Genomic DNA, 11,300 nt, shown 5'->3' on the forward strand with positions numbered 1-11,300 from the left:
CATCAATTTATTTACCTCACCCCGGCCCTCTCCTTAAAGGAGAGGGCGAAAGAAAACATGCGAAGCAGTACTGCTCAGGGAGAGAAGTCTCGTATTTAAAACTTACTCGTCATCTTCTGAAGACTTCACCACTTTGTCGGCTTTTTGCGCGCGTAGCTGCGCCACAAGGCTTTGCATATCTTCTGGCAATGGCGCTTCAATGGTTTGGTAACCCGGAATTTCTAAACGCATAGCATGCAGACATAAACGACGTGGCTTTGGACCACGGTATTCAGTTTCATGACCGTATTTTTCATCGCCCACCAATGGATGACCAATACTTAAACCATGTACACGGATCTGATGGGTACGGCCCGAAAGTGGAGACGCATACACCAATGAGGCATGCATAAAACGCTCTTTCACGTTCCACAGCGTCTTCGACTCTTTACCTTCTTTAGGTGATACACGAACACGACGCTCGCCATTTGCCAGTTCGTAACGATGCAAAGGCTGATCAATGAGCTGCTTATCCAAACTCACCACGCCTTTCACCACAGCAGCATAAGTTTTTTGGATTTTGTGCTCACGTAACATGTCTTGCAGGCTTTTTAACACACTACGTTTTTTCGAAATCATCACCAAACCAGAAGTGTCGCGGTCAATTCGGTGAATCAGCTCAAGGTATTTCTTCCCTGTTGCGGCACGTAAGCCTTCGATCAAGCCATACGCCACACCACTACCGCCGTGAACAGCAATACCAGAAGGTTTGTTTACCACCATTAAGCCTTCATCTTCGTACACCACACGGCTCAGTAAACTTTGTGCCACTTTGTCCGATACGGGAACCGCAGACTCATCTTTTTGCTCATAACGAATTGGAGCAACTCGAACTTGGTCACCAATATTGAGTTTGGTTTCCGCTTTGACGCGTTTTTTATTGACGCGGACTTGGCTTTCACGAATCAGACGATAAATGCGACTTTTAGGCACACCTTTCAGACGACTAAACAGGAAATTATCAATACGTTGACCCGCCTGATGCTCGTCCACTTCAAACCAGGTGACGCTTTGCCATTCTTGCGTAGAATTCATACAGTTACTGTGACCTAAAAAAATACTAAAATTGATTAAAAATTGATCATTTAAGCTATACTTTTCGCAAGAAACATAAGCTTAGCCCATAGGCAGATGATGCAAGGTTTGATATAGTCAGCGCACGGAAACCACCGTAACTGAGTAAAAGTTGATTCATTTCAGTATTTACTGTCATTGAACTTTCAAGCAATTACTCATTTAGCTCGGAAAGGTCCCAAAAGAATTATGCCGACGCCGAAGGCTTATTATATCGGCAAAACTGCAAACTGTTGCGTTTAATTGTACCGTAGGTACATAAAACAGTTTGCCCCAAAAAAATATGTGCCAACCAAGGTTGGTTTTTAAACGTAAACTGATACACATCAGACCAGTCGCTCCCTGGAAATCGTGTTCAGGCCACAACGTTTGATGCATTGGATCTGCACAGTTTGTAAAGGTACGATGATAATTCCGTATCAAGACGCTCTATCAGATATGAATGGATGCTCTTCGAGCAATGTGACAGTGAAAGTTACTCACATCCAATGCACCGTTTGTCCGCCAGTGAAACGCGTTCAGGTGACTTTAATCGTTTAAAAGATTGAAGCCGTATTGCCATCATCAATACGTGAATCAAAAACCGTTGCCCACCCAAAGAAGGTCGGTACACATGCACAGATGATGTTTTTCGATCTGTGCAACTTGATCCATGCTATCTGATGCTCGCTACGAGTCAGGCGATGTTCTTCTGTGTATCACTATTAGGTGTTACACCCATGAAACGTATGTTGATTAATGCAACACATGCCGAAGAAATTCGCGTTGCACTTGTCACTGGTCAGCGTCTTTACGATTTTGACTTAGAGAATCGTACCCGTGAACAAAAAAAATCGAATATCTATAAAGGTCATGTGACTCGCGTAGAGCCGTCTTTAGAAGCTGTATTTGTTGAATACGGTGCAGGTCGTCAAGGCTTCTTGTCGATGCGCGAAATTGCTAACTCTTATTACAAAGCAGATCCTCGCCAAACTTCAAACATCCGCGAATTGATCACTGAAGGCACTGAGCTTTTAGTTCAAGTGGAAAAAGAAGAACGTGGTAATAAAGGTGCTGCCCTTTCTACATTTATCTCACTTGCTGGTCGTTATTTGGTCTTAATGCCAAACAACCCGAAAGGTGGCGGTATTAGCCGTCAAATTTCAGGTTCAGTTCGTGAAGAATTGAAAGAAATGTTGGCGTCTTTAAATGTCCCTCGTGGAATGAGCGTAATTGTACGTACTGCAGGTATTGGTCGTTCTCAAGAAGAACTGCAACTTGACCTTCAACACTTGCTTGACCTGTGGGCACAAATCCAAAGTACATCAAGTTCAGGTCCATCACCAATGTTGGTTCACCAAGAAGCCGGTGTGGTTACACGTGCGATCCGTGACTATTTACGTGATGATGTTGCTGAAATTCTGATTGACTCTGAGCAAGCGTATAACGAAGCGTATAACTTTGTTAAAGCAGTGATGCCACGTCAAATCGACAAATTAAAAACCTATACTTTAAATGAACCGTTATTCGCTCATTTTGGTATTGAAAGTCAAATCCAAACGGCCTATGAACGTGAAGTAAAACTTCCTTCTGGTGGTTCAATTGTGATTGACCAAACTGAAGCATTGGTTTCAATTGATATTAACTCTGCAAAATCAACACGTGGTAGCGACGTAGAAGATACAGCGCTCAATACCAACCTTGAAGCTGCAGAAGAAATTGCTCGCCAATTACGTTTACGTGATATCGGTGGTTTAGTTGTGATCGATTTCATCGACATGACCAAAGACCGTAACCAACGTATGGTTGAAGCTAAACTTCGTGAAGCAACACAAAGTGACCGTGCGCGTATCCAATTCGGTCAATTGTCACGCTTTGGTTTGATGGAAATGAGCCGTCAACGCTTACGTCCATCGCTTGAAGAAGCCACTGGTTATGTGTGCCCACGCTGTCATGGCACAGGTATGGTACGTGACCTACGTTCTTTATCACTTTCAATTATGCGTAAAGTGGAAGAAATTGCGCTACGCGAACGTCATGGTGAAGTTCAAGTTGAAGTGCCTGTTGAAATTGCTGCATTCTTATTGAATGAAAAGCGTCACAGCCTTGTATATCTTGAACAAACTTCAAATGTTCGTGTGACTGTACTTCCACACCCTCACCTAGAAACACCACATTACGAAATTTCGTATAACCCTGAAGGTTTTGCACCTACAAGCTATGAACGCACTGAAGCGACACGTTCTAGCGAAAAAGAATTGGGTTACGAAGCATCTGAATGGCATTTAGGTGAAGAACAGGCCGCTGCTGCTCAGCAACAAGCACCTGTACAACAACAAGAAAAAGGCCACAAAAAGAATAAGCAACAACCCGTTGCTGCTCAACAAGCACCTGCACAAGTTGCCGCTCCTGCAGCATCATCTAGTCCATGTGCATGGTTAGAAAACTTATTTGTGCAAAAACAAGCTGCAACCGTTGACCAGTCGCGTACTGCAAACAATGCCGCTGCTGCAATTGAACAAATGGTAAATAGCGGTGCTGCAAGCCGTGGCCAGTTTGGTCAAATTACCCCTGCATCGGCAGCGCCTGTTGTTGTCGTAGACAATAATGCTTACCTTGCGCCTTCTTCTGTTGTGCACAAACAAGAACGTGACAGCCATTCAGAAAAAGCTGACCGTGAAGAAAAACGTCACAACAAAAAGCGTACTAAGCATAAAGAACCACGTGAACAAGAAGCTCAACCGCATCAAGTTCATGAAGAAGTGTTACAACCTTCACGTCAAGATCGTCAAGAGCAGCGCAATAACGAAGCACGTCAAAACGAACGCCAAGAGCAACGTTCTGAACGTCAAGAACCGCGCCAAGACAACCGTCAAGACCAACGTGAAAACCGTCGTAACTCACGCCGTCAACATAACAATGAACAAGTACAGCACGATGTTCAAAACAATGAACAACCGCAGTCTGTTCCACGTCGTGACCGCAACAACCAACAACGTCCAAATCGCCCAAATCGCCACCGCGATCAAAGCGTATTGAACGAGCAAGCGATTGCTCAGGAAGTTGCAACTGAGCAACAACCTGAAAACCGCAATCAACGTCAACCTAAAGTTGAAGTTGTTAATGCACCACGTCAAGACGTGATGCCAACAGCACTTGTAGTAAATGTTGATCAAGCTCAAAGCGAAATCGTAGCGCTAAATACTGCCCCAGCAGTTGAAAAAACTGTAGAAACCCCAGTAGTCCAAAAAGCCGCTGTCGTTGAAGCAGAAAAAGTGGAAAAACCTGCGACTGAAACAAAAGAAGCAGCGCATAAACCACAGCATGCGCAGCAAAAACCGTCTCGTGCAAGCAATGACCCTCGTCAGCGTCGCCGTGAACAGCGTGAAGCTCGTGCTCAACAAGCACAGGCTCCGAAAATTTCGCCATCTCAAGTGCCGACACTAGGTCAATACACTATAAGCAGCTTGATTAAGCATGTATACGGCGAAGACTGCTCAGTACTGATTGAGCAATTTGGCTTAATTCCAACATTCAACCGTGCATTGCAAAAATTCACGGAAGAATATGCCGCAACTTTGACTGCACCTGCAGCTGAAACAGCTGTAGAGAAAAAGCCTGTCACTCGTGATGTTCAAGTTGCAAAAGCTGCACCTGAAGCTGAACCAGCGCCAATGTTGGATTTGACACCACCAAAGCCTGTGTCAGATAAACGTGTTGCTAATGACCCACGTGAGCGTCGTCGCCTTGCTAAACTTGCCGCTGAACAAGCGAAACAAGATCAAGCAAAAGCACATGCTGAGGTGGAAGCTACGCCTGTCGCAGACACTGCTATTGAGGCGCCTGTAGTTGCAGAAGCTAAAGCTGCTACAGTTGAAGCCAATGTATCCGACGTTGCAGGTCAAACTGAAGCACCTGAACACGTTCAAGCTGAAGTACCGACACCCGTTCAAGCTGAACTGGATGTGAGTGCGCAGCCTGAAAAGACGGAAGAAGTATCTGAAGCTCCTACTAAACCAGTAGAAGAAAAAGCTCAAGCCGTTGAAGCGGAAAAGAAAGTTGAGGTTCCTGTAGACGAAAACTCGGCCGCTGAAGGTGAAAAACCTGCACGCCCTCGTCGTCCTCGCGGTCGTCCACCGAAAAAAGCAAACACCGCAACTGAGCAGTAATTTGCTATTTTGCAGGTGAATAAAAAAATCCAGTCATTTCGGTGACTGGTTTTTTTTTGATACTTTTGTCAAATTAGGTTGATTGCACTAGATCGAAACGATTAAAAGACAATTGTAGAATTTGCTGCAAATTTCATTGCAAAGAAATAGACCGTATCGGATTACGAAAAATAAATAGGATTCACATGAGCCAAACTACACAACACGACCTTATTGGGATTGCTGATGTTGCAGCAAAAATTCCCGCGTTCATTAGCAAAGTACCCAACCTGTTGAGTGGTCTAAAGCAAGCCTATTTACGTACCCCAAATACTTCCGCAGGCTTGGGAATTGCATTTGAAAAAGCCGTAAAGCGTAATCCTAAAGGTTATGCGCTTTATTTTGAAGAGCAAAAATATACCTATAACGAACTCAATGAATGGGCCAATCAAATTGGTCACTATTACCTTGCACTCGGTGCAAAAAAAGGTGATGTGATTGCGGTGATGATCGAAAACCGATCTGAACTCGTGGCAACCATCGTGGCTTTAGCCAAAATTGGCGTCACCAGTGCCTTGGTAAACACCTCACAAGTCGGTAAAGTCCTGACACACAGCATCAACTTAGTAAACCCAATTGCGGTAATTGTGGGCGAAGAATGCCGTCAAGCTGTAGAAGAGATTCGTGGTGATCTCAGTGTAGCTGCAGATCGTTTACATTGGTTCGCAGATCAAGCCACTCGTGTAGATGCTGGTCAAGCACCTAAAGGCTTCTTAAACCTTGCAGAAGCGATTGATAAATTTCCAAAGTTCAACACACCCACCACTGCAAGTGTAAAAGGCAAAGACGGCCTATTTTATATCTACACCTCTGGGACAACAGGCTTACCTAAAGCGGTGATTTTCACCAACAGCCGTTGGACTTTGGCTTATGGAACTTATGGTCACGTTCTCAATCTAAATAAAGATGATGTGATGTACGTAACTTTGCCGCTCTATCACGCTACAGGCACTGTGGTTTGTTGGTGTGGGGTGATTGCAGGTAGCGCCACCCTTGCCCTTCGTCGCAAGTTTTCAACCTCATCGTTTTGGAAAGATGTACAAAAATTTGATGCATCAGCCATTGGCTATGTGGGCGAGCTTTGCCGTTATTTGATGGATGCTCCACATTCAGACCTTGAAAAAGGCCATCGTGTGAAAAAAATGATTGGTAACGGCATGCGACCAAACATTTGGGATAAGTTTAAAGAACGCTTTGGAGTCGAAGAAGTCCTTGAACTCTATGCGTCAAGTGAAGGCAACGTCGGCTTTAGTAATGTGTTTAACTTCGACAATACCGTTGGTTTTTCACCAACGCCTTATGCGATTATTCAGTTTGATAAAGAAAAAAATGAAGCTGTACATGATGCTAAAGGTCGCTGCATTAAAGTGAAAAAAGGCGAAGTCGGCTTACTCATCGGTAAAATTACCCGTCGCTCACCTTTTGATGGCTATACCGACACGGAAAAAAACAAATCCGTCATTATGAAAGATGTATTTAAGCATGGTGATTCATACTTCAACACTGGTGACTTGGTTCGTGACATTGGCTTCCGCCATGCACAATTTGTCGACCGTCTAGGCGATACTTTCCGCTGGAAAGGTGAAAACGTTTCAACCACTGAAGTTGAAAATATGGTGAGTGAGTACGATAAAATTGCTGAAGCTGTGGTTTATGGCGTAGAAATTCCAGATACCAATGGCCGTGCAGGTATGGCTGCCATCACACTCACCGATGGTGCCGAACTCAGCGAACAAGATTGTAGTGAAATGGTTCTACAATTTAAAAAATGCTTACCAGCTTATGCCGTGCCAGTATTTTTACGTGTACAGAAAAAAGTCGAAACCACAGGCACATTTAAATACCAAAAAAACAAGCTGAAAGAACAAGCTTTTGATCCTAAGCAAACTGATGAACGTTTATTGGTATTGCTGCCAAATGCAACTGCTTACTGTGATTTAACTCCTGAAATTTATGCCAATATTCAGGCATATAAATACCGTTTTTAAGCAAATAGCGCTCATTTTAGCGACAGATATCCGCTAAAATGAGCTACTTTGTTGTATTTATAATCAAACACAAGCAAGTTTATGAATTTTTACTTGCGCTTGAAGCAGATCTTGCTACAATACGCACCATCAAGCGAAATGGGTCGTTAGCTCAGTTGGTAGAGCAGTAGACTTTTAATCTATTGGTCCCGCGTTCGAGTCGCGGACGACCCACCATTTCCTTCGATACCACAAGATGGGTCGTTAGCTCAGTTGGTAGAGCAGTAGACTTTTAATCTATTGGTCCCGCGTTCGAGTCGCGGACGACCCACCATCTTTCTAAAATGCCAGTTTTAGATTACAATCTTGTACATACCCCCTAAGGGTCGTTAGCTCAGTTGGTAGAGCAGTAGACTTTTAATCTATTGGTCCCGCGTTCGAGTCGCGGACGACCCACCATTCTTTCTTAGGGCTTCTTTCTTCCGGCAGTTGAAGAAAAAGAAACCTGCAGGTTCCGACCAAGACAAACCATCACCATTATTGGTTTTGATTCGCCATTCTCGAAATTTTGCTATAGCGATGTTGCGAAGTATCATTCTTGTCTTGCTAGATGAAGTATTTGACCTGAAAAATTTTAGATAACAAATATTCCCTAGTATTCAAAACTACGCGCTTCGTTGATCTTGCTAAAATTTTAAAATGCTCTTTTAAAATTTTCCCAGGGTTGTTAGCTCAGTTGGTAGAGCAGTAGACTCTTAATCTATTGGTCGTGGGTTCGAACCCCACACAACCCACCAATTCTATGTCGTATTAATAATTCAATTTTTTTTAGCTAATTCCATTTGATCCACCAAGATCTGCGAATTTTACGCCGACACTCAAACGCAATTTATAATTTTATTTACTTCATTCGCAGTATTTAATTTGGGTCTTTCACCAAGGTATAGGCATGTTGAGGCTGAGGATAGCCTTTAGAAAATAATTCCTGATTTCGGTCGACTTCACCTTGACGAATTTTGTCTAAATCCATGGTGATTTTATTTTCATTAATCACATGATAATAGAAATTCACGCCTTCTTTTCGATGAACCACCAGCTCGGTATGTGCTTCATTAACACTCCACGTATCCTTACGGTATTTCACATTAATGCCTGGCGTATTGGTTTTTTCAGCAAACACTTTACCAATTTGAATAATACTGCGGTGTACCGTGCCATCTGGCAATAAGTTAAGAATGAACTCCGCATCGCCTTCTGGGCATGGAATAAAACTGTCATCGCATTTTACTTTGGCATGAAAACGTCCAATAAAAATTTTGGCATGCTCAGGAACAGGAGCTGACTTTATGTCCTCGTCATTCGGCAATGTCGCCTGCCCTGCCACTTGGGTTAATTTTTTTCCATGATCTTGCTTCGCTTGAACTTCCGATGCGACAGTTGATGCCGAACTTTCACCCTTTTCCGCTGCGGGTTGAGGCGTTGGACTACAACCAATAAAAGAGAGGCTGAACACTCCTGCAAACACTGAAAGATATGCAAATTTCATCAAAAAAGGTGAAGCCGATGTTTTCATATAATGTGCCAAGACCAATCATTCATTGGTTTTTTCAGTTCTTGCTGACTTAATATTGTAATCAAATAATCAACGCTGTATACATATATTTGCGATATATGTTATATCATATCTCATTGTTATCGTTGATATTTAATTAACACTCAAGCTATTTTAAAGGCAAACTAATCAAACCAATTCTTCAAATTACATAACTTTACTTAATTTTTTTTCTGCACCCTTTAAATCGCAAAGCTTGTCACCATTTCTATAATATGAATTTGGAAATATTCAAATTTATTCTTTTTTGAAGGAGACCTGAATGGCCAATGTTGGTTTATATCGCTCAAACCGCTCTAACATGATTGCTGGTGTGATGGGGGGTATTGCTGAACGTTTTGGTTGGAACGCAAATTTACTGCGTATTATTTTTATCTTTGTATCATGCTTAAGCGCAGCCTTTCCCGGTATTTTGGTGTACTTGGTTTTATGGTTAGTCATGCCTAAAGCACAAGATAACTTTTTCCGTACCAATGGCTATTCAGACCCTATTCGTACTGTGAATGATGACAGACGTTAAAGTCCTTTGACCCAGTTTGGTCGCTACGGTTTCTCCCCCAAGATTCCGTAGCTTTTTTTTGCCTACATATTGGCAAAACCATATTTAAGTCTGATGAATTTAAATCAAAGTTTAAGGCTTAAGATTTTGTTTGCTGATTTAGCTGTTGATATAAGGCGGCAATCATATCGGCACGGCTAATCATTCCCACCAACCGTTTTTGCTCAACAACTGGAATATAATTAAAAGATCTTTCCACAAAATATGGCACCAAGTCTTCAATCGGCTGATCCGGCTGCACGGTCACCACTTTGGGATTCATAATTTGATAAACGTGATTTTCCCAACTGGCTTTGGGGTCTGCGGCACGTTTAAACCATTCCACTACATCATATAAAGCCAAATTTCCCACCAAGCGATCCAGATCACTCACCACTGGCAAACTCATCAAATTGACTTGTTTAAACTTTTCCAATGCTGACTGAATATCATCTTCTGCACGCAAGCTAATCACTTGCTGGCTCATGAGATCACGACAATGAAACTGGCTTAGACCACGACGACTAGCTAACTGCTGTGCTTCTAAAATGATTTTTTGTAGGTCGTATTCACTGATATCGAGTAACTGACTTTGCTGTTCTAAGACTTGCTGAATATCCGCAGGTTGAATCGACACTTTTTGTGTCGGTGTTGGATCTGTCGTCCGTGTATTAACTTGTGCTTTTTGTGGATACTGCTTACCTAGTAATCGGTTATAAATAATAGCAACCACCATCAGCAGTACCGAATTTAAAAGCACTGGATAGAAGAGAAAGGCGTAGCCTAAATCATGGACTGCCTCTCCGCCTAATACCGCGGTAATCGCTACTGCCCCACTCGGTGGATGCAATGAGTCCGTGGTCATCATTAAGATAATCGCTAATGCAACTGCGATACTAAAAGCTTCGGTTAAATTAGGAATATACATCGCACAAGTCACGCCAATCAAAGCCGCAAGACTATTACCGACCACCATATTCCACGGCTGTGCCAAAGGACTAGCAGGTACAGCAAAGAGCAGCACAGACGATGCGCCCATCGGGGCGATATACCATGCATTTAAGTCACCTAGCGCTAACCAACTAATCAGCGAAGAAATACTCAAGCCAAGCAAAGCACCTACCCCACATAGGATGCGATCTTTTAATGGTAAAACTTTAAAGTTGGGTTTAAGCGTATTAAGCCAAGCTGATTTTGCGTGAAACACGAGATACCTTGTTTGTTGTTTTGCGAGATGTGGCAATTATAAAGCCATGCAAGCAATAAGATGTATTCAACTTACATCTTTATCTTATAAATTTTACTTTTGATTCTTTTGAATGATGTATACGCCGCTTACTTGCGTAGTTTTATCCCAAGAAATGAGCCTAAAATTCTCATTATATGTTACTGATAATTAAAATAAAAAATCTATCATCGCTCACATCTGTACTCACTAAAACAAAGGAACATTTAGGCGGTCAGCTTATTCATCTTGATCAATTAAATCTTCACTGCCATAAATAATTTTCTGAGCTGTTTCATCATACACAATAGGAAACCATTCATAATAAGCCGAAGGGATTCGTTCAACTCGAATACGTCCAATCACATAATTATGCCCACCCAATAAATCAACTGTGAATCGAGCTGGACGAGCGATAACTAGCTGTGAATTATGATCAATGACGAGCTCAGTTTTTCCCTGTTCTACAGCGGTGGTAAACCGTCCGTGAATAGGTGAGTCAAAAGCCATTCCTCGTGTGACTTTTCGAGTCCCCTGCTGACCATTGACCTCAAGCAAAAGACCTTCGCTCATTTGATACTTTGAGCTGACCACTAACTGCTGTTTAATCATCTTCTTACATTCTGCGTTGCAAGAATTTGTAATAGTCGCAATTTTT

The 11,300-nt window shown here is 42.5% G+C and carries 7 protein-coding genes, 4 tRNA genes and 1 pseudogene; 7 read left to right on the plus strand and 5 right to left on the minus strand.

Annotated features, from left to right (window positions below; translation table 11 throughout):
* Nucleotides 1-102: 102 nt before the first annotated feature.
* Complete coding sequence (locus FTU62_RS00540) at nucleotides 103-1,074, minus strand: RluA family pseudouridine synthase (protein ID WP_180101460.1); 972 nt, start codon at nucleotides 1,072-1,074, stop codon at nucleotides 103-105.
* Nucleotides 1,075-1,129: 55 nt separating this feature from the next.
* Nucleotides 1,130-1,438: pseudogene (locus FTU62_RS17575) on the minus strand (hypothetical protein).
* Between the two features lie 394 nt (nucleotides 1,439-1,832).
* Here FTU62_RS17575 and FTU62_RS00545 point away from each other — a divergent pair.
* The 6 genes from FTU62_RS00545 (at nucleotide 1,833) to FTU62_RS00570 (ending at nucleotide 8,064) form a co-directional block, all read left to right on the plus strand.
* Nucleotides 1,833-5,261 carry an Rne/Rng family ribonuclease gene (locus tag FTU62_RS00545; protein ID WP_111884108.1) on the plus strand — a complete coding sequence of 1,143 codons (3,429 nt, stop codon included), beginning with the start codon at nucleotides 1,833-1,835 and terminating at the stop codon, nucleotides 5,259-5,261.
* 185 nt (nucleotides 5,262-5,446) lie between these two features.
* Entirely contained in the window at nucleotides 5,447-7,288 is a 1,842-nt protein-coding gene (locus FTU62_RS00550) for a long-chain-acyl-CoA synthetase (RefSeq protein WP_180101462.1), read from the plus strand.
* A 140-nt stretch (nucleotides 7,289-7,428) separates the two neighbouring features.
* Nucleotides 7,429-7,504 (plus strand) — tRNA-Lys (locus tag FTU62_RS00555).
* A 21-nt stretch (nucleotides 7,505-7,525) separates the two neighbouring features.
* A tRNA-Lys gene (locus FTU62_RS00560) sits at nucleotides 7,526-7,601 on the plus strand.
* Nucleotides 7,602-7,650: 49 nt separating this feature from the next.
* Nucleotides 7,651-7,726 (plus strand) — tRNA-Lys (locus FTU62_RS00565).
* Between the two features lie 262 nt (nucleotides 7,727-7,988).
* Nucleotides 7,989-8,064, plus strand: a tRNA-Lys gene (locus FTU62_RS00570).
* Nucleotides 8,065-8,186: 122 nt separating this feature from the next.
* Here FTU62_RS00570 and FTU62_RS00575 read toward each other — a convergent pair.
* A complete protein-coding gene (locus FTU62_RS00575) occupies nucleotides 8,187-8,840 on the minus strand; it encodes a hypothetical protein (protein WP_257223018.1) in 654 nt (217 codons plus the stop codon).
* A gap of 301 nt (nucleotides 8,841-9,141) precedes the next feature.
* On the opposite strand from FTU62_RS00575, the gene FTU62_RS00580 reads away from it, so the two are divergent.
* On the plus strand, nucleotides 9,142-9,399 hold the full coding sequence (locus tag FTU62_RS00580) for a PspC domain-containing protein (RefSeq protein WP_078189754.1): 258 nt from the start codon (nucleotides 9,142-9,144) through the stop codon (nucleotides 9,397-9,399).
* 118 nt (nucleotides 9,400-9,517) lie between these two features.
* Here the strand turns inward: FTU62_RS00580 and FTU62_RS00585 are convergent, their stop codons facing one another.
* Both FTU62_RS00585 and FTU62_RS00590 read right to left on the minus strand, forming a co-directional pair.
* Nucleotides 9,518-10,624, minus strand: coding sequence for an HPP family protein (locus FTU62_RS00585; RefSeq protein ID WP_111885910.1), 1,107 nt, complete (start codon nucleotides 10,622-10,624; stop codon nucleotides 9,518-9,520).
* Nucleotides 10,625-10,882: 258 nt separating this feature from the next.
* The gene (locus FTU62_RS00590) at nucleotides 10,883-11,254 is read right to left on the minus strand and encodes a hypothetical protein (protein ID WP_228157240.1); all 372 of its coding nucleotides are present in this window, start codon (nucleotides 11,252-11,254) and stop codon (nucleotides 10,883-10,885) included.
* Nucleotides 11,255-11,300: the final 46 nt, after the last annotated feature.

Source organism: Acinetobacter sp. YH12126 (genome assembly GCF_013418745.1).
Lineage (GTDB): Bacteria > Pseudomonadota > Gammaproteobacteria > Pseudomonadales > Moraxellaceae > Acinetobacter > Acinetobacter amyesii.

Excerpts from the sequence above, each read along its gene's own strand:
- FTU62_RS00580 (WP_078189754.1), top strand. The coding sequence starts at position 9,142 with ATGGCCAATGTTGGTTTATATCGCTCAAACCGCTCTAACATGATTGCT.
- FTU62_RS00575 (WP_257223018.1), bottom strand. The coding sequence starts at position 8,840 with ATGAAAACATCGGCTTCACCTTTTTTGATGAAATTTGCATATCTTTCA.
- FTU62_RS00545 (WP_111884108.1), top strand. The coding sequence starts at position 1,833 with ATGAAACGTATGTTGATTAATGCAACACATGCCGAAGAAATTCGCGTT.
- FTU62_RS00590 (WP_228157240.1), bottom strand. The coding sequence starts at position 11,254 with ATGATTAAACAGCAGTTAGTGGTCAGCTCAAAGTATCAAATGAGCGAA.
- FTU62_RS00550 (WP_180101462.1), top strand. The coding sequence starts at position 5,447 with ATGAGCCAAACTACACAACACGACCTTATTGGGATTGCTGATGTTGCA.
- FTU62_RS00540 (WP_180101460.1), bottom strand. The coding sequence starts at position 1,074 with ATGAATTCTACGCAAGAATGGCAAAGCGTCACCTGGTTTGAAGTGGAC.